The organism is Micromonospora sp. NPDC002575 (assembly GCF_042889525.1).
GTDB classification, from domain to species: domain Bacteria; phylum Actinomycetota; class Actinomycetes; order Mycobacteriales; family Micromonosporaceae; genus Micromonospora; species Micromonospora carbonacea.
The window spans coordinates 156,629-177,059 of the sequence record NZ_JBIARA010000014.1 but is presented as its reverse complement, the minus strand read 5'-3'; the positions used below and the strand labels follow the sequence as shown (position 1 = coordinate 177,059).

Genomic DNA, 20,431 nt, shown 5'->3' with positions numbered 1-20,431 from the left:
GGGTCTGGGACGTGGACAACGGTGTGCTGCTCCGGGAGTTGGTGGGTCACGACGGCGCGGTGGTGGCGTTGACGTCGTGGCAGGCGGGGGCGGGCCGGCGGGTGGCCTCCGCCGACGTGGCGGGGGCGGTGCGGGTCTGGGACGTGGACAACGGTGTGCTGCTCCGGGAGTTGGTGGGTCACGACGGCGCGGTGGTGGCGTTGACGTCGTGGCAGGCGGGGGCGGGCCCGCGGGTGGCCTCCGCTGACGCGGCCGGAACCGTGCGGATCTGGGACGTGGACAACGGCGTGGTGCTCCAGACGTTCGAGGGCAACGACGGCTTGGTGCGGGTGTTGACGTCGTGGCAGGACGAGGCGGGCTGGCGGCGGTTGGCTGGTGCCGACGTGGCCGGGCGGGTGCGGATCTGGGACGTGGACAACGGCGTGGTGCTCCAGACGTTGGAGGGCCACGACGGCGTGGTGGCGTTGACGTTGTTGCCGGAGGGGCCGGGCCGGTGGCTGTTGGCCGTCGGCCAGCGGCAGGCGGTGCGGTTGTGGTCCCTGGCGGACGGGGTCGCCTGGCCGGCGGGGTTGCCGCTGGTGTCGGGGGAACGGTTCCGGACGGAGTCGGGTCGTGGGTCGGTGGTGGTGTATCCGGAGGGCGTGAGCGCCGGGATCGATGTGGAGCGTCTTGCTGCGGTGGCGCGGGAGCAGGCGGTGACGGATGCCGAGGCGTGGGCGGCGCGGACGGGGCAGGATCGGCCTGCTGATGATGCGGTCTGGCGGGTGGTGTTGGCGTTCGAGGACCGTGGGCATGAGGACGTGCTGGCTCTGGCCCAGCGGTTGATCGACGGTGAGTTGGGCGTGGAGGTGCCGGAAGCGGCGGTGATCGAGCTGTCGCCGTACGGCGCTGACCCGTCCGGTGTTCCTCAGGTGCAGTCACGGACGTTGGTCGAGGTCGCGGCGTTGCGGACAGCGCGTGCCGAGTCGGGGGCGGTGGCGATCCTCGGGCGGCACGTGGCGGACGTGGACGCGGGGGTGGTCACGCACGGTCTGGTCGCTGTCGATTTCTCGGGTCGGCAGACGTTCCCGGCGTTGTCGTGGGAAATCCAGGCTCGTCCGAGCAATGAGGACGCTGATCTTGATTATCGCGGCCGGCGGAGGCTGGCTGGACTGCCCGTTCACCATGGGCCGTACCTCCTGCCTTTTGATCGGGATTGGGCGCGGTTGGGGCTGCGCGCGTTCTCGCATCTCCGGGACTGGGTGTTCCTCCCGAATGTGCCGTCGGAGCGTGGTTTGCGGGTGACGCAGTTGCGGCAGGCGGAGTTGCTTGCGGGGGAAATCGCGGCAGCGAGTGTGGGGGAGACGGAGCGTCTGGCGGGGGTGCCGGATGTGGGGCCGGCGGGTTGGGTGCCGGATGGCGCGCGGGTGTTGGTGGTGGGTGTGCCGGGGCGGCATCCGGGCGATCCCAAGGCGGTCGTGCCGTGGATCTTCGACTTCCTGAATGGCGCGTTGCCGCCGGCGGCGTCGGGGTTGCGGGAGCCGGTGTACGTGGTGGTGCACGGGTTCGGTGAGTGGACGTCGACGGTGGTGCTGACGCACACGGCCGAGGATGACCTGTGGCCGGTGCGGATGGAGGAGCTGGCCACCGGCGGGCCGGCGGGTGGCGGCCTTCGGGAGGCGCGGGACCTGGCCGAGGCGGAGGGGTGGACCCGTGTGTTGGCGGAGGCGGAGAGGATCGCGGCGGCGGTGGGGGCGGTGGCTCCGGGGCGGGTGGATTGGGCCGGGGAGCTGAGGGCGGCGCTTCCCGACGTGGTGGGTGGTCCGGCGGCTGTGGACGGGCAGCGTCGGATGGGTGAGCGGGTGGACCAGATGGTGGCGTTGGGTGAGCGGCTGGTCGGGCTCACGCGCCGGTGGACGGGTGAGGGTGCGCTCCCGGTGGGGACGGATCGGCCTGATCTGCGGCTGGAGAGGTGGGCCGGCGACGAGCGCAACCGGCGGCTGGCGGCGGCGTTGGCGGCGACTGACGACGTGGTGGCCGAGGAGGTGGCGGAACGGGTCGAGGAGGAGATCGACCGGGTGTGGGACGCGGTGGTGGCACCGGTGTCGACGGCCCGGGCGAACGGGACGGTACCGAACGCCGTCTTGGACGTGTTGCGGGCGGTGCATCTGGGTGCCTGGGCCTTCTATACGGCGCCGGGCGAGCCGGTGGTGACCGAAAGACCTGACAACCCCCACGAGAACCTGCCGGAGGGGGTCCAGAGCGAAAACGGTCGGTGGATTGTCGATCTGTCCGCGGTGCGGGATCTGCCGGTGGCGGACTTCGATCGGTTCCTGACGGAGCATGGCCAGGACGTGGCGTCGTTGTGGTCGGCAAACGGTGCGGTGGAGGGGGTTTCCGAGCTGCGGGCGGCCCTTGGGGTGTCGCCGCCGGTGCCCCACCTGCGCGTGGCGGGGCGGGTGCCGGAGGTGTCCGAGCAGTGGCGGGCGGAGTTGTTCTCCGCGGTGAGCGCGTTCGGCCTGGCGCGGCAGTGGTTGGAGGAGCAGATCTCGTCGTTGCCGGCGGCGGCGCCGGGGCGGGCCGGGGACGGCGCGGCCGGGTCGGGTGAGCAGGCGGTGCCCGTTTCCGACGAGGGGGCCGCCGCTGCCCGTGCGGACCTGGCCGGGCGGTGGCGAGATCTTGCCGACGGTCACGCGAGGCGGATGGACGCCGCTGACCGGGAGCTGCGGCGGCTCACCACACCCGGGCAGGACGACAGCCCGGCGCGGTCCGTCCTGGCGGGGCTGTCCGACCGGTACCTCCAGGAGATGCAGGGCCTCAGCCGTGCGCGGATGCCCCGCACCGTGGACGCCTACGTCGACTCGTTGCCTGCGGGCGAGCTCGGGGGGCTGGGGGACCGGCTCGACCAGGCCGAGACAACGGCCGCGGAGCTGGACCGGCACCTCGGGCAGGCGCCTGACCCAGCTTCGGCGGACGTGGTCGACGGTGTGGAGCTCAGGACGTTGGAGGGCCACGCCGGCCCGGTGCGGGCGGTGACGTCGTGGCAGGGGGAGTCGGGCCCACGGGTGGCCTCCGCCAGCGACGACGGGACGGTGCGGATCTGGGACGCGGTCACCGGTGCGCCACTGCGGACGTTGCGGGGCCACACCGACGGGGTGGTGGCGGTGGCGTCCTGGCAGGCAGGGTCGGACCGGCGGTTGGCCACCGCCGACATGCAAGGGACGGTGTTCGTCTGGGACGCGGCCAGCGGTGCGCGGCTGCTGACGTTGGGGGGCCACGTCGGCCCGGTGTGGGCGGTGACGTCGTGGCAGGGGGAGTCGGGCCCGCGGGTGGCCTCCGCCAGCGACGACGGGACGGTGCGGATCTGGGACGCGGCCACCGGTGCGCCGCTGCGGACGTTGGGGGGCCACACCGGCGGCGTCGGGGCGGTGGCGTCGTGGCAGGCGGGTTCGGACCAGCGGTTGGCCACCGCTGGCTGGGACGGGACGGTGTACGTCTGGGACGCGGCCAGCGCTGCGCGGCTCCTGACGTTGCGGGGCCACACCGGAGGGGTGGTGGCGATGGCGTCGTGGCGGGCGGGTTCGGACCAGCGGTTGGCCACCGCTGGCTGGGACGGGACGGTGCGGGTCTGGGACGCGGTCACCGGTGCGCCCCTCCTGGCCCTGGGGAGCCGCACCGGCGTGGTGTGGGCGGTGACGTCGTGGCAGGCGGGTTCGCAGCGGCTGTTGGCCTCCACCAGCGAGGACGGGACGGTGCGGGTCTGGGACGCGGTCACCGGTGCGCCGCTGCGGACGTTGGGGGGTCACACCGGCGGGGCGGTGGCGGTGACGTCGTGGCAGGCGGGTTCGGAGCGGCGGTTGACCACCGCCGATGCGCACGGGACAGTGCGGGTCTGGGACGCGGACAGCGGTGCGCTGCTGCGGACGTTGGAGGGCCACACCGGCACCGTGCGGACGGTGACGTCGTTGCAGGGCGAGCCGGGCCGACGGGTGGTGGTCTCCGCCAGTGACGACCACACGGTGCGGTTGTGGTCCCTGCCCGAGAATGCCGGCGGGCCGGCGGGGCCGCCCGGCGTGCCGGATGGGCCGGTTGATGCGGGGACCGACTCCGAGGCGGGCGGGTCGGACTCCTCGGCGGATGTGGCTGGTGGATCGGCGCGCGATGACGTGTTGCTTCCGAGTCAGATGTCGCCGGCTGAGGTGTCGTTCTGGTTCGGCTGGCTGGGTGATGTGAATCCCGGCCGTGGTGAGGGTTTCGACACCAACTGTGTGTTGGCGGCGGTCGGTACTGACATGTCGTTGGCGGATGGGGTGGGTTGGCAGGTGCCGCCGGAGGTGCCGTCGCCGGTGGCGTGGTTGCAGCGGTATGCGGGTCGGCCGTTGGTGGAGGTGGCCGGTTACGACGCGGTGGTGGAGGTGATGGCCGGGGCGGAGCCGGGCGCCCGGGGTGTGCTGGTGACGACCGGTGAGGGCGACGAGATCTCCCATGCCGTGAACGTGGTGCGTGCCCATGACGGGAGGGTGGTGTTCCTCGACGGTCAGCGGGGTGGGCTGGCGCGGGGGCCGGTGGAGCCTGGCCGGTTGCGGTTTGTGGCGACCACCGATGGTGTGGGCACCCCACGCCCGCCGTCGAGGGTGGCAGAGGCCGCGACCGTGACCGTTGCGGAGCATGCGGACCTGGCCGGGATGGACGAAGCTGCCCGGCCCCCGTCGGAGAGCTCCTCGTCCGAGGACCTCCCCGCGCAGGGCTCGACGATCGACTTCCGGAAGGCCAGGGACGACTGGCGCAAAATCGAGTTCCGCATGTCCCGCTACGACAGGCTGTGGAACAACGACGAGCTGAGAGCCGCCTACGAGGGCTTCAAGGAGCAGATGAAGCTCGAGCTCCGGCTGAAGGCCAAGGGCAAAACCAACGAGGAGATCGACGCCGAGGTCGTCGAGCGGTTCGGCGCTGACCGGGTCGCCCCGTTCGCGCAGTTGATGGCGGACAACCACGCTTTCTCCGCCCCGGCCAAGTGGTGGTTCAACCACCAGCACGACAGCGACTTCGACGCCCAGTTCGCAGAAGCCGTCCAGCAGTTCCGGTCGAGGCTCGCCCTCTGGGGCAAGATCGGCCCCGCCGTCGCCGAACGGATCACCGAGCAGAGCGGCAACCGGATGCTGGAGGCGACGCCCGGTGGGCAGATCTTCGACAACATCATGCTCGGCACCGGCAGCTTCTTCAACTACCCACCCGGCTTCAACCGCATGTGGGAACAGTTCTCCCACCAGCTCGTCGCAGTCACCGACGGGATGATCGACGCGCACGTGTACCGGGGGGTGATGGTGCCGAGCGTCCTGCACAACACCGAGGCGAAGATCCTCTTCGAGAAGGTCGACCGGCGCGAGATCGAGGGCCTGCGGGTCGTCGCCTGGGAGTTCGTCGCCAAGAACAAGATCGCGAAGGCGGGCGAGTACGTCGTCCGTTCCCAGGGGTCCTACAACGAGCGGGTTCCGAAGCTCGAGAAGGGCAAGACCTCGAAGACGTTCGACCAGCGCCAGCAGCAGCTCTACGAGCAGCTCGCCTACCGCCGGGAGGAGTACAACCGGATCGGCCTGCAGGACTCGCTTCCCGAACTCCCGCCGGTCGAGCGCAAGGGCAGCGACTACGTCTTCGTGGTGTCGGACGCCAACCAACCCGAGGTCGACGAGAGCCCGCAGAGCCTCACCAGAAAATGGTCGATGGCGCTGGAGAGCCAGACCGCCGACAACCCGCTGGCCCAACTGGACCAGATTCTGGCCGTGCTCGAGTACGCGCAGAACAACCAGGAGACCTCGGATGGCGAATCGTCGTTCGTCGACCTCGCCACCGGCCTCTCGCGGGCGAACACAGGCACGGCCGGCAGCATCTCCAGCTCGATCGCCAGCATCCTCGTGCCCCCGACCCGGCGCAACACCGCGCTGGACGCGACCGACGCCGAGCCCGGCCCGTTTCCGGAGGACCCGTATCCGAGCCCGCTCGGATCCGACTACTCGCCCCGGCTGGATGCCGTGCTGGAGGAATGGCCCCCTCCGGCCGACCCGGGCAGCCCGGTCGACGCCGAGGGGCGGGCCCCCACGAGCGGAGGCGGCGGCGCCACGCCGACGGCGGCCGGGAGCACGCCGAAGGTCGAACGGCCGCCGCTGACGAGAACACCCCTGCCGCATCCCCGGCCGAGGCCCAGGACGACGACCGCGTACCAGATCGAGGCATCCTCCGGTGGCCCGAGCGCGGGTCAGAGCAGCGCGCCGTTCCGGTCGTACCAGCGGCTGGGCGTCAGGACGAGCCCGGGCAGCCGGCCCACCGAGGCGGACTTTCCCGCGCACGTCCCGGCACAACAGCTCGTCACCCACCGGCACCCACCGCTGCGGCTGTCCGACGACGGCACGCTCGCCATCAACGGGATCGCCTCGGTCAGCGGCGCCCGCCCGGTGACCGAGGCGACGGAGTTCTACGCGACCGACGAGGTCATCGACGCGGCACGGCGTGGACTGGCGAGGGCCGGGGCGAACGTCAGGCTGACGGTGGACAGCGCCGTCACCGTCACCGTCGACCACGGTGGCCGACCCGTGACGCTCCGCAAGGTGAGCGCGGACTTCGACAGCCCCCCGCCGGACGTCTGCGTCGACTTCGCGGGCGTCGTCCTCGGTGGCGTACCCGACGGGCTGGTGTTCCGAGCCGGAGGTCAGACCCTCCTGGCCGAGACCGACGCCGGCAACGGGCGGGAGTTGCTGGGTGTGCACCATCTCGCCGAGGGGGTGGCTGCCGTCGCGGCCGGCGACCTTCCCCTCGCCGCCGTCGACCCGGGATGGGCGGCGGCCAGGATCGCTGCCGACGGGCGGTTGACCGGCGGCCTCACACCACCCCCGCTTCCTGGTGCCGCGTACGGTGTGGCGCTCCGGAACGATCGGGCGAGCCGCGCCGAGCACGCCAGACTCAGTCAGGTCGCGAGGCGGATCGGCATCAACGAACATGCCTGGCCCAGGATCGGCGAGGCCTACGCCGTCAGCACCATCACGTCTCGGGGCGCCGACGGCGAAGCCTCGATGACCGCTGACTTCGCCCGTGGCGGCACGCTCGCCAACGTCTTCGGCTACCACTTCGCAGCGGTCGTCGCGCAGAGCGCCGACGGAAAGACCCAGATCACCTTGGAGAACTACGCGCGTGTCGGCGGGCGTAGACGTGCCGTCGACGAGGCGATCGAACGAACGCTGGCCGCGTATCGCGGCCGGTTCGACACCGTCCGGGCGACGCTCGAACGGGCGGTGGCGGATGGCGGCGGCGACCCCCGGGCGGTCGACGCGCTGCAACGCAGACTGGACCTGGCGGAGGCGCTCGCCGTCGTCGAGAGGTCGGGAACCGAGGCGTCCGGCTCCGACTCGGAGGCGTGGCGGTCCGCTCGCGCCGCCATGGCGAGGTTGATGGACCTGCCGCGGGCGGGCGACATGTGGCACTTCAAGATGTTCAGCCAGCGCCCCGGCGAGACCTTCCACGAGCAGCTGGCGGTGCTCTACGACGCCGACGTGCCGGTCGCGCAGTCCAACCCCCTCACCACGGTCGTCGTCGGCGGCTCCACCGTTCCCGAGCCGGTGCGGATCAGCTTCGATCCGGGGTCCAAGACTCCGGGGCCGGTCGAACTCGGCAAGCTGCGGTGGGTGTCGCGGCAGACCAGCAAGCTCGCCGTGTGGCGGCACGACAACGGCCTTCCCCTGCCCGCTGTCGACGTCACCGGATACGGCAACGGCACCCGCATGTGGCCGGGCAGCGCGGTGGCCACCGGGTGGGAACGGGCAAACAGCGTCAGCGACGTCCTCGGTCGGCACCTGGCCCAGGACCTGAGCACGCTGCTCGACGGCGGGCAGGACGTGACGGCGGCCGACATCGTGCTCACCTCGGACTCTCAGGGCCGTGACCTGGGCGGCGCCGTCGCTGACCGGGTCACGGACACCGACGACCTCCGCCGGGCCGACGTCGTCGTCGCAGTCCCGTCCCCGGGTCCGGCGTCCGCCGGGCTGGCCGGCCGGGCGACGGAGGAGGAGTTGCTGCCGGGTGGGTTGTCGCAGGCCGAGGCGTTGCGCCGGTTCCCGTGGCTGGGCGGGGTGAATCCGTACCGTGGCGGGGACTTCGAGACGAACTGCGTGTTGACGGCGATCGGCACCGACCTGTCGTTGGCCGACGGGGTCGGGCACCAGGTGCCGCCGGAGCAGGCCAGCCCGGTGGCCTGGCTGGAGCGGTACGCCGGCCGGCCGCTGGTGGAGGCGGCCGACTACGCGGCGGTGGTGGAGGTCATGACCGCCGCGGCGCCGGGCGCCCGCGGTGTGCTGGTGACGACCGGTGAGGGCGACGAGATCTCCCATGCCGTGAACGTGATGCGCACCCATGACGGGAAGGTCGTGTTCCTCGACGGCCAGCGAGGGGGACTGGCCCGGGGGCCCGCCCAGCCTCGCCGGCTGCGGTTCGTGGCGACGACGCAGGGGGTGGGCGTTCCGCGGGCGCCGTCGACGGTGGGCGGCGACGCGATCGTGACGAGCGTGGAGGAGCTGGACCTGGCCGGGGTCGGCGGCCCCGCGTCACCCGCGACGGGCGGCGGTGTCGACGCCGGGGACGGGACGCCGGCCGGGAGCCCGCCGGAGGTCCGACGGCTGGCCCAGGAGCTGGCCGACGTCCGCGGCACGGCCGCGGCCGTCGAGAGTGACCTCGCCGCGGCGCGCAGCGAGCTGTCCGCCGCTCGGGAGGATGTGGCGCGACAGGTCGCCGCCCGCGCGGCCGTGCTGCCGACGCCCGCGTCACCGGCGCTGACCGACGGGAACGAGGCGCAGGCGGCGGACCGTGCGGCGTGGGAGCGGCTCACCAGGGCCCAGGACCGGGTCGCCGAGCTGGAGCGGCAGCACGCGACGGCGCAACGGCGCGGGCACCAGTTGCTGGAGCGAGCCGTGCGGGTGGCCGACCAGAGGCGACAGGCGCTGGAGCGGGACGCCGCCACCCGGGAGGCGGACTGGCGGACGGCGGTGCAGCAGTGGATGGACGGCCTGCAGGCGTTGCAGGCCGGCGGGGCAGCGGCGGCGGACCGCGCGGCGGAGCGGATCCGGCAACGGGACGCGGCGCGAGAGGCCGCCGAGCGGCTCGCGGCCCAGCGGGCCGGCGAGCGGGAGGCGGCCCGGCAGGAGGCGGCCACCCGGGCGGCCCAGCGCCAGGTGGCGGGTCGGGATGCACGCGAGCGGGCGGCGGCACGCGCACAGGCCCGCATGGACGAGCAGGCACGGTGGGACACGTGGCAGGGCGAACAGCGGGCGCTGGCAGCCCGGAAGGCGGCCCGCGACGCCGCGCAGGCGGAGGCCGACCGGCAGGAGCAACGACGCCAGGAGCAGGAGGCGCGGGCCGCGGCGGATGAGGCGCGGCGACAGCAGGCGGACCAGGACCCCGGGCAGGAGCACCTGGCCGCGGAGCGGGAGCAGCAACGGCGGGCCGCCGCCGCGGCGGCGCACTGGCACGCGCGGGAGCGTGAGCTGGCCGCGGAGGCGGCGAGGATCCGGCAGGACGAGCAGCGCGCCGACGACCAGGCGGCCGGGCAGGCGCGGCGGCGGTGGGAGGACGGCCGGCGGGAAGCCGACCTGGCGGAGGCCGATCGGGTACGCGCGGACGAGGACGCGCGGCGGCAGGAGGACGAGCGGCAGCGGGCCGAGCGGCGGGCGGTCGAGGAGGAACGCGAGCGCGTCGAGGCGGAGCGGCGGGACGCCGACAACGCGGAACGGCAGGCGGAGACGTGGCGGCAGGCCGAGCTGAGGGACGCGGTCGACGCGGCGGCGCGTACGGCGCAACGGGCCCGGTTGGAGCAGCACGTCGCTCGCCACCAGGTGCGGCTCGACCGCGCCCGGCACGCGGCGTCCGACGCGCGTACGGCCTGGGAGCGTGCGGTCGCGGAGCGGGACGGGGCCAACGCCGCGTCGGCCGCGGCCAAGGGGAAGCCCAGGGTGGCCGAGCCGGCGGCCCCGTGGTATTTCGCCGACGGCGCCCTCGGCGAGCTGAGCGTCTCGGCGGTGCGGCACCTGACGCCGCAGCAGGTGAGCGACACGGTCACCCAGTTGATGGACGAGCTGCCGTCAGGGTGGCCGGCCGGGGCAGCCGACGACATCGAAATGGGCACGACCGACCGGCTGGACCTGGGCACCGCTGCCCAGGAGGCGGCCCTGCGCGCACGCGTGTCGGCGGCGCTGCGGACGCTGCTGGCAGCGCCGGAGCAGGGGGGTTCCCGTGCCGCCGAGGAGCACCGTGAACGCTGGGAGCGGGCGCTGTTCTCCGGAGAGACCCTCAGCGCGGGCGGGCGGCTGGTGTGGATCCGTCCCGTGCCGCACGAGCCGCGACCGACGCCCCCCGGCAATGCCGGCGGCCCGCGGGTGTTCGGGGTCTCCTTCGGTTCGACGAAGGTCGGCAACGACACGTCCGTGTCCAGCGGACGGAAGTTCGACGGTGGGCTGGAGGAGACCTTCGACATCTCGACCGGGCGTGCGTCCCGGTTGATCGCGGGACTCCCCACGCTGTCGGTGAAGGGCGATCGCCAGCACGCGACGTCCCGGGAGACCCGGGTCATCTGGGGCCGGAAGATGTTCGTGACCGCGTCGACGTCGTTCACCAGCGGGGTGTCGTTCCAGGTCTTCGTGAACGGCGTCGAGTGGGGGCGGCCGTCGGTGCCGGCGGGGACCGGCCTCCTGGACATCTCCCTGCCGACCCTGTACGCCAACGGCAGCGCCGCGCCGGAGCCGGCGGCTCAGGTCGCGCCGTCGCCGTCCGGGCCGCCGGCGCTGTCGGCGTCGCAGGCCCGCGAGGTGCTCAACGCGATCGACCTGACCCCACTCGTGACCGGCTGGCACCAGGTGTTGTCGGCCGCCCTTCCGGCCGACACCGCGGCCGGGGTCGCCGCGAAGGTCACCCGCCAACTGCTCAACGAGCGGACGATGCGCAACCGTAGCCGCTGGGTGCTGTCGAACGGGGACATGACGGACACGATCGACGAGCGCCTCACGGTCGGCAGGTTCCGCGGCCACGTCTCCACGAGGGCGGTGCTGCGGAGGCTGCAACTGGTGGGGGTCACCGAGGGCGTCACGGTACGGGACGACCTCGGGGTGATCGCGACCTCCGGCGAGGAGGTGTCGGGTTCGAGCGGCGCCGGCCTCGATGCGGACGCCGTGCTCCTCGGACTGACCCACGTGGCGGCCGACGCGGGTGGCCGGGAGGAGGCCGCCGACAGGCCGACAGGCGCCTTCTCGTTCGGCTTCGGCGGCGGGTCCGCACGTGAGGCCGCGCTGGAGGTGGGCGGCAAGGTCCTGAACCACACGGTGCTGAACCGCAGGGAGGACCAGGCCCGGTACCGGGCGGTGTTCGACGTCACGATGACCACGCATGGTGATTCCTCGGTGGCGCCGGTGACCCGGCGGGTGGTCGGCGAGCTGGGCGTGCCGTTGAGCGAGGCGCAGCAGTTCGAGCGCAGCGTCTTCGGGACGGTCTTCACCCCGGAGTTCGGTGGGCCGGGCACCGGGCGGCCCCAGGCAGTGATCACGCCCGCCGTCGCAGGTCCCCCACCCGCGCCGACACCGGCAGGCGAGATCGCCGCCCGGTTGTCGCCGCAGGTGCTCGGGGCGCCGCAGGCGCGGCAGCCCTATGTGCCCCCCGCCGGCCCGGCCCCCCGGGAGCCGCTGGCGCTGGCCATGCGGCGCGGCCAGGGTCTGGGGATCGCGGCGAACATGCCCGGGGCAGAGCAGGTCGCCGACCTGGTGCAATCGGTGTTGCGACAGAAGTCGGGGCGCGCCGACATCGGCGCCGTGGCGAGCCGCACCATCCTAACGCAGGTGGGTCGGGCCGCGATGGAGGCCGATCCGACCCGGACGCAGGCCGGGAAGAAGTTCACGGTGCGGGTCGGCCGCGAGCGGTACCAGGTCCTGGTGACCGAGCACCGCAGGGAACTGCTGGACAGCCCGGAGTACCCGATGACCGTCAACGCCCGCGCCCTGACCGGAGCCACCACGTCGGGTTCCCGGTCGACGGAGGGCAGCCTCAGCGGCCAATTGGGTGGCCGGGTGTCGGTCCCGGTGCTCACCAGCGAGCAGCCCGACCGGAACGAGCGGACGCCGGAGCCCGGGACGGAACACCAGGGGAGGGTGTTCTTCCCGCGGCTCGGTGTCGCGGCCGAGCACGCCCGGTCGGCCGAGCACGAGCTCAGCCAGGTGGTGCAGGAGTACCGCCGGACCGAGACCGACGGGCACGTCGTCGACCATCGCTACCGCACGGTGTTCGAGGTCGCGATCCGCGAGCAGACGGGCAGCGGCTGGGGACCCCGTGAGACCTGGTTGATCGGTGCCGGGCCCGGCGGCGAGGTGGCGACCCACATCGCGGTGCCGGTCGAGCACGTGCCGCGTGATCCGCGCACCGGCGAGGAACGGGCCGTCACGCCGGCACGGCTCGCCGGCGCGGGCGTGACCCGTCCGACCCTGCGGCCCGAGGCCGCGTGGGCGCCCGCCGGCCGACCGCCGCACCTGCCGTTGGACGTCCAGGGCAGCGCCGGGTTGTACGCGGCCTTCCGGTACGTGCCGGAGCTGCCGGCCACCGCGGCGCGGCTGTACCAGCAGCTCAACGGCCTGCCCGACGAGTGGTTCGACGAGCCGATGAACTGGCCCGACGCGATCTTCGATCTCGGCGCCGGCTCGGAGCTGGCCGGCGGGTTCCCGGAGGCGGTGCAGGAGCACGGGTGGGAGCTGCAACTGCCCGCCCACGACGGGTACCAGCAGGTCGTGCGGGTCCGGGAGCGGTTCTTCGCGGCGGGGCTGACGTACCAGTACAGCAGCGACGGCATCGACAGCGCGAACGGCGTCGAGCTCGAGCAGTACCGGCAGTCGGCGATCAGTCACTCCGCCGGGACGAGCAGTGAGCTCAGCCTCGGCGGCAAGGCCGGTGTCGGGGGCCAGTACCTCAACCACGCGACGACCGCGAAGAAGGACGGCTCGGACAACGGCGCTCCGGGCAAGGCCCACGAGCGCGGCCGTCTCGGCGGCGGCCTGTACGTCGAGGGTGGGGTTTCGTCCGGCGGTTCGGACGGCAGGGACTACGGCGCCATCGACATCACCCGGGCCACCTACAACGACGTCGTCCACGCCTATCACGGCGGGGTGGTCTTCGAGGTCACCGCCCTGCGGGCCAGGGACGGCGAGACCACCGCGACCGCTCCCGCCTACCTGGACGTGGACGACGCGGTGGACCTCCTGGCGACCGATCGTGCGGTGGAGGATCTGGGGCTGGACCGGGCCCGGACACCGACGCCGGACCCGACGCCGTCGCGCGAGATCATCGACCCTGAGCTGTTGCCCGCCGCGGGGCACCCCGAGCGGTTGCGGGCCAACGCCGTGCTGGACACGATCCTGCGGCGGTTGCGGCAGCGTGGCCTGTTCGCCTCCGGCGAGGGCATCCCCGGCCACCTGCGGCGCGCGCTGGTGAACCGGTTCTCCTCCCGCAACCTGGAGCCGCAGTACCTTCCGTTGTCCGGCGAGGGCGTGTACGGCTGGTTCCCGGTGCCCACCCCTTACCACACCACGCAGTACCTGTGGGTGCGGGTCAGCGCCACCCCGTCCGCCGCGCCGTCGAGCGACCGCCCACGGGAGCAGGTCAGCCTCACCCTGCGCGGTGAGACGCACGACGCCCAGTCCAACACGGCCAGCTCCGGCCGGTCGTGGGGTGGGGAGGCCACCTTCACCGGCCGTGCCGCGTGGAATGCTCAGCGGGAAGTCCTCGGCGGGTATGGCGACTACGGACAGGGGAGCTCGGAGTCCAGCGAACGCGGCACGCAGTCCGAGTCCAAGGACATCTTCCGGACCGGGCCCAAGAGGTCGCACGAGTTCGAGTACCCGTTGGACTTCACCGTCGAGATGACGCTGACCACGGAGCTGCCCCAGGCGGTCACGTTCATGCTCGATTCGGTGCGCAACGTGCTGTTCGGCGGCGCCTGGCTCGCCGGCCTCTGGCAGCCGAACCTGGAACGGTCGGTCCGCGACCTTTGGCACAACGTCCCCGGGCTCGGCTGGCACGATCAGGTTCAGGTCGCCGGGGACGTCCGGCTCATCGTGCCGCGATACCTGACCCGGCCGACGGCCGAACAGCCGGGGAGCTGGCAGGGGCCGAGCCCGGCTCCGGCCCTGACCGACGCCGGCCGGCCGGTGCCGCGATGGAGGGAGTCCGGCGTCACCCCGCCTCCGTTGAACGACGATCTGATCAACGACCGCAACGTCCATCCCTGGCGGCTGAACCGGGCGGCCCGGGAGATCGAACGCTGGGCGGCGCTGACCACCCAACCGCCGCGGCTGCGCCAGGGCCTGGACCTGAGCGCCGACGGCGCATGGCGGGTGCCCGGCGTGCCCAGGGGCAGCGATTTCGACCGGTTGATGGCGCACCACGCGTCCGAGATGATGCTGCGCCCCCGCCTCGAGCCGCTGCTCGAACACCGCTACCAGGTCCCGGGCACCGGCATCACTGTCGGGCTGAACCTGCGGCGGGCGGAGGTCTATGTCGACAAGGACGGCCGACCGCTGGCCTTCGAGCAGAAGGCCCGGCGGTACCAGCAGAACGAGTCGGGCCCGATCAACAAGGGCGGCTCGTCCTCCGGCCGGGAGTTCTCCTTCGGCCCGCAGGGCGGCGCCAGCGCCGGCATCAAGAAGGTCGGCTGGAACGGCGACGGCTTCGGTGCCGACCACGAGAACGGCGAAGCCCACGCGGCCGAGATGAGCGAGGTCAACGAGCGCAACGTGGAGGCGAAACGGACGTTCCACCAGTACCGCTACGACGTCACGGCGGTCATCTACGGTCCACACGGCACCCTGCTCGTCGACGTGGAGCGGGGCCTCTACGTCATGCGCGAGCAGCCGCCGACGATCCCGCTGACCGCCAACCCGTCGACGACCGGGCAGTCTGACCCGGCGCGCGAGGGCGCTGGGTAGGGTGTCGCCGGCCGAGGTGCCGGGCCGGTTCGCGTGGCGGGGTCAGGCCGCCAACCGGTAGCCACGCTTCATCACGGTCTGGATCAGGTCGACGCCGTCCAGCGGGGTGTCGTCGAAGGTCCGCCGCAGCCGCGACACCGCCATCTCGACGGCGTGGTCGTCGACGTCGGCCCAGCTCGGCGTGTCCGCCCGGATCTCGGCCGGGGACAGCACCCGCCCGGGACGGCGGGCCAGCGCCCGCAACACCGAGATCGGGCCGGGCTGGACCGGAATCACCTGGTCGCCGATCACCATCGCCTGGCTGCGGATCTCCATCCGGAGACCCTGCACGGTGAGCCGGAGCGACCGTCCCGGAAGCCTGTCCGCCAGGACCTTGACCAGGTCCGGCAGGGCGGGGCTGGCCGCCACGTACGCGTCGAGGCCGAGCGCCCGCAGCGGCTCCGCCGCCAGGTGACCCAGACAGGCCGGGACGATGTCGGCGGTCAGCGCGTTGAGCACCTCGCCGAGCACGCCGTCGGCCTCGGCCTGGCGCAACAGGTTCTCGGTGGCGGTCACCCCGGTCAGCGCGACGGCGTCGACCTGCCGGCGGATGATGACCGCGCACAGCCGGCGCAGGACGTCGCTGCGCAGCGGTGGGAGAAACCGGTTGGTGACGACCTCGACGACTGTCGCCCCGTTGCGGCGCAGGGCGTCACAGTACTCCCGGTGCGGCTCCGACTCGATCTGCGCCACCACCCGGCGGCCGATCATCGGCTGGGCGAGGAGATAGCGGAACAGATCCTCGGTGGTCGTGGACGGGGTCGCCCAGATCTGGCTCAGGCCGAGGTCCCGCAGCGTGTCGGCGGCGTGCCCGTCGCGGGCCAGCAGGCGGGCATGCGTCAGCCGGTCGATGAGCGCGTCGAGATGGCCGGTCTGCCGGACCACGCGCAGCCAGGCCCGCAGGCCCAGGCCCGACGACACGATGACCTCGTGCACCGGGCTCGTCACGCTGGCGCGGGTGGCGTCAGCGACGGCCTCCGCCACCGGCTGGGCCACCGAGCGGACTGCCTGGACGTTGATCGTCCGTGCCGAGGTGGCTTCCAGCCGGGTGGCGAGGTCGTGTCGACGCCGCTCCGACAGGACGGCGACCGTGTACCCCGCCAGATCCTCCACACTGTCCTCCTGTCACACCGGCTTACCTCGCAGGTTGAACGGATCCGGACGCCGCTTGGCTCACCCGGTGGGACATGTCACCGGGGCGGGCGTCCGTCGGGCCCCGAGCTTTGTCAGAAAGAAGTGTCGCCGTAACAACGTCGATACGGCGGCGACGTCCAATCTCAACACCACGACGGTTCGATCACCGATCGGTGCTACCGAAGTGTGGGACCGCGCTCCGATGTGGGCGGCGTTTCGCCAGCTCAACCCGTATTCCGAAGTAGTTACTGGCGAGTCGGGCCGGGTTTTCGAAAGTTGATCTTGTGAGGTGTTCGTCGGTCCCGTCACGTAACACCCGGGTGACTTCCGGGAAACGCGGTGGTGTTGAAGACTCGGCGCAATCACCGATCGGTCGATGCGATCCGATCGTGAGTCCGACCAAGAGGGACGGACGGGGCGGTCCGACCACCGATCCGGAACCTGCTCCGGCGATCGTTCGTCGACCGCGGCTGAGCTACCACTCAACCGCGGTCGACGCCGGACGCAGTGCGGACGGGTAGCCGCCCGCTCCGGTCCAGTCCCGATCCGCTGACCAGATCCAGGAGAGTCCATGGTACGACGATGGGTACCGCTCGCAGTAGCGACGGCGGTCCTCGCCACCGCCGCAGGGTGCGGTGGCGATGCCGACCCGACGTCCGGCGCGCCGGACGCGAACCTCGCCGGCAAGACCGTCGAGGTGGCGGCCACCTGGTCCGGCGCCGAGCAGGCGAACTTCCAGGCGCTGCTGGACGTCTTCGCCGCGAAGACCGGCGCGACGGTGAAGTACACCTCCGGCGGCAACGACCTGCCGGTGCTGCTCAACAGCCGGATCGCCGGGGGCTCGCCGCCGGACGTCGCGTTGATCTCGCAGCCCGGTGTGGTGACCGAGTTCGTGAAGCGGGGCGCGATCAAGCCGCTGACCGGTGACGCCGCCGCCGCGATCAAGGAGAACTACAGCCCTGCCTGGCAGGAGCTGGGCACCGTGAACGGGCAGCTCTACGGCGTCTACTTCAAGGTCGCCAACAAGTCGGTGATGTGGTACCGGGTCGACAGCTTCGCCGACGCCGGGGTGCAGCCACCGAAGACCTGGGACGAGCTCAAGACCGTGTCCACCGCGCTCGCCGACTCCGGGGTGACGCCCATGGTGGCCGCCGGTGGCGACGGGTGGGTGCTGACCGACTGGTTCGAGAACATCTACCTCCGGGTCGCCGGCCCGGAGATGTACGACAAGCTGGCCAAGCACGAGATCCCCTGGACCGACCCCAGCGTGGTCAAGACGCTGACCCTGCTGGCCGACTACTGGCGTACGCCGCGCTTCCTGGCCGCCAACCCGACGCAGACCGCCTTCACCCAGGCGATCGCCGACGTGTTCGGCAAGTCGCCCAAGGGGGCGATGCTGTTCGAGGGTGACTTCGTCGCCTCGGAGATCAACAAACTGGGCGAGTTGAAGGTCGGCGAGTCGGCGAAGTTCTTCGACTGGCCGTCGATCGACGGCTCGAAGCCGGCGGTGGTGACGGCGGGCGACCAGGCGGTCGCCTTCAAGGACACGCCGGAGGCGAACGCGCTGATGGCCTTCCTGGCCTCGCCCGAGGCGGCGAAGATCATGGCGGCCAAGGGCGGGTTCATCTCGGCGAACTCGGGGCTGGACCTCGCGGCGTACCCGGACGGCACGACCCGGCAACTCGCCGAAGCGGTGGTGAAGGCCGAATCGCTGCGCTTCGACCTGTCCGACCTCACGCCGCAGACGTTCGGCGGCGGGACCAGCGCCCACCTCTGGGTGCTGCTACAGGACTTCCTCGCCAAGCCGATCGCCCCGGAGACATTGGCCAAGCAGCTCGAGGCCGCCGCGAAGAAGGACTTCGGAGGCAACTGATGACGATCACGCCCGACCCGGCCCAGGGCAACCGTCCGCTCCCTGCCCAGACAACGAGCGGCCGGGCGAGCGTGGCCGGCGGCCCCGGCGGCTCGCGGCACGCCGCCGGCGGCCCGGGCCGCCGGGACGCCCCCGGTGGCCGGCAGGGCAGCACCGAGACCGCGGCCAGCCGACGGTCGCGGGAGAACCGCCTGATGGCCGCGCTCTTCCTCGGCCCCGCCCTGGTGCTGCTGCTGGTGCTGGTCTGCTATCCCATCGTCTACACGCTGTGGCTCAGCTTCCGCAACGGTGATGGCTCGAGGTTCGTCGGCTTCGACAACTACGTCGCGATGTTCACCTCGTCGAACACCCGGCGAGCCATCCTGAACAACCTCGTCTGGGTGATCGTGGCGCCTGCCGTGGCCACCACCCTCGGGCTGATCTTCGCGGTGTTGACCGAGCGGCTACGCCGGCCGGCCGTGCTCAAGGCGGTCCTGTTCATGCCGATGGCCATCTCGTTCCTGGCCGCCGGCGTCACCTTCCGGCTGGTGTACGACGAGAACCCCGACCGCGGCGTGCTCAACGCGGCCGTCGTGTCGGTGCACGACGCCTTCGTGTCCCCGTCGCGCTACCACGGCGTCAATGCCCGGGAGCAGGGCGAACTGGTGCCGACGGACGGTGGCTTCCAGTCCAGGGGGCCGGTGCGGCCGGGGGAGCCCGTCCACCTCGCCCTCGTGGGTCTGCCGCCGGACCGGATCCCGAGCGACGCCGAGCAGGCCACGGCGTCCACCGGCGGCCCCGGACTGAACGGGGTGGTGTGGCTCGACTTCACCCGCGGCGGCGGCGGCAAGGCGGGGATCGTCGATCCCGGCGAGGTGGGGTTGCCCCAGATGACCGTCGAGGCGGTGACCGACGGGGGCACGGTGGTCGCCACCACCCGGACCGACGCCGCCGGGCGGTTCGCGTTCCCCGACCTCGCCTCAGGCCCGTACGTCATCCGGCTGCCCGCCGACAACTTCACCGAGCCGTTCAACGGCGTCACCTGGCTCGGGCCCTCGTTCATCACTCCCGCGGTCATCGGGGTGTACATCTGGATCTGGGCAGGCTTCGCCATGGTGCTGGTGTCGGCCGGCCTGGCCGCCCTGCCCCGGGAAGCACTCGAAGCGGCCCGGATGGACGGCGCGAACGAGTGGCAGACCTTCCGGCACGTGACAGTGCCGCTGGTCCGGCCCGTGCTCGTCGTGGTGCTGGTCACCCTGACCATCAACGTCCTGAAGATCTTCGACCTCGTCTACGTGCTCGCACCCGAGGCGTCACAGAACGACGCGACAGTGGTCGCCCTGGAGATGTACCGGGTGTCCTTCGGCGGCGGCCTGGACTACGGGCTCGGCAGTGCCCTCGCGGTCCTGCTGTTCGCCCTGGTGCTCCCCGCGATGCTGTTCAACATCCGGCGCCTGAGAAGGGATAGCTGATGAGCCACGCCACCACCGACACGGTGCTGGAACTGGTGCCCGCCGGCACCGCGCGGGGCGGCCGGCCACGACCGGGGCCCTGGACCCGGTTCATGATGCGGTTCGGCAAGGCGCTGCTGCGGCTGCTGGTGGTCCTGATCGGCGCCTTCTGGTTGCTGCCGACCTTCGGGTTGGCGGTGGCGAGCCTGCGCAGCAGCGCCGACAACAGCGCCACCGGCTGGTGGACGGTCTTCACCGCGCCGGCCCAGCTGACCCTCGACAACTACGCTCAGGTGCTGCAGAACGAGCGGATCGTCGAGTCGCTGTGGAACACGGTGCTGATCACCGTCCCGTCGACTCTGCTCGTGGTGCTGCTCGGCGCGCTCGGCGCGTACGCCCTGGCCTGGTTGGACTTCCCCGGCCGGGACTGGCTTTTCGCGCTGGTCGTCGCGTTGATCGTCGTGCCGGTCCAGGTGGCGATCGTGCCGGACGCACGGATCTTCCGGGCCCTCGGCATCTACGGCGAGATATCGGCGGTGATCGCCTTCCACGTGGCCTTCGGGTTGCCGTTCGCGATCTTCCTGTTACGCAACTTCTTCCTGAACATCCCGCGCGACCTGCTCGAGGCGGCCCGCATGGACGGCGCCCGGGAGGCGCTCATCTTCGCCCGTGTGGTGCTGCCGATCGGATGGCCGGCCATCGCCTCGCTGGCCATCTTCCAGTTCCTGTGGGTCTGGAACGATCTGCTGGTCTCGCTCGTCTTCGCCACTTCCGACAACGCCCCGATCACCTACGCCCTGCGGGAACAGATGCGGTCGTTCTCGTCCAACCTCGACACGATCGGCCCGGGCGCGTTCCTGTCCATGCTCGTGCCGCTGGCGGTCTTCTTCGCCTTCCAGCGCTACTTCGTGCAGGGCGTCCTCGCCGGTTCGGGGAAGTAGCGGGAGGGTCCGGGACCGGGGTGGGGCCGGGCTCCGCCCGCC

Annotated in this window: 5 protein-coding genes; 4 read left to right on the top strand and 1 reads right to left on the bottom strand. The window is 72.2% G+C overall.

Annotated elements, in window-relative coordinates; genetic code table 11:
* The first annotated feature begins 11 nt into the window (after nucleotides 1-11).
* On the top strand, nucleotides 12-14,972 hold the full coding sequence (locus tag ACFYWL_RS21475; protein WP_386975311.1) for a toxin glutamine deamidase domain-containing protein: 14,961 nt from the start codon (nucleotides 12-14) through the stop codon (nucleotides 14,970-14,972).
* A 42-nt stretch (nucleotides 14,973-15,014) separates the two neighbouring features.
* On the opposite strand, the gene ACFYWL_RS21470 is transcribed toward ACFYWL_RS21475, so the two are convergent.
* Nucleotides 15,015-16,124 carry a uroporphyrinogen-III synthase gene (locus ACFYWL_RS21470; RefSeq protein WP_386975309.1) on the bottom strand — a complete coding sequence of 370 codons (1,110 nt, stop codon included), beginning with the start codon at nucleotides 16,122-16,124 and terminating at the stop codon, nucleotides 15,015-15,017.
* A gap of 592 nt (nucleotides 16,125-16,716) precedes the next feature.
* Between ACFYWL_RS21470 and ACFYWL_RS21465 the strand changes: the two genes are divergently transcribed.
* Genes ACFYWL_RS21465 through ACFYWL_RS21455 form a run of 3 tightly spaced genes read left to right on the top strand, consistent with a single transcriptional unit; the run spans nucleotide 16,717 to nucleotide 20,389 of the window.
* Nucleotides 16,717-18,018, top strand: a complete 1,302-nt coding sequence (locus ACFYWL_RS21465) for an ABC transporter substrate-binding protein (RefSeq protein WP_386975307.1) — start codon at nucleotides 16,717-16,719, stop codon at nucleotides 18,016-18,018.
* The gene (locus ACFYWL_RS21460) at nucleotides 18,018-19,469 is read left to right on the top strand and encodes an ABC transporter permease subunit (RefSeq protein WP_386975305.1); all 1,452 of its coding nucleotides are present in this window, start codon (nucleotides 18,018-18,020) and stop codon (nucleotides 19,467-19,469) included. The genes ACFYWL_RS21465 and ACFYWL_RS21460 overlap by 1 nt, the downstream gene beginning before the upstream one ends.
* Nucleotides 19,469-20,389: a carbohydrate ABC transporter permease gene (locus tag ACFYWL_RS21455; protein ID WP_386975303.1), complete on the top strand. Its 921-nt coding sequence runs from the start codon at nucleotides 19,469-19,471 to the stop codon at nucleotides 20,387-20,389. Before ACFYWL_RS21460 ends, ACFYWL_RS21455 begins: the two co-directional genes overlap by 1 nt.
* Nucleotides 20,390-20,431 lie beyond the last annotated feature (42 nt).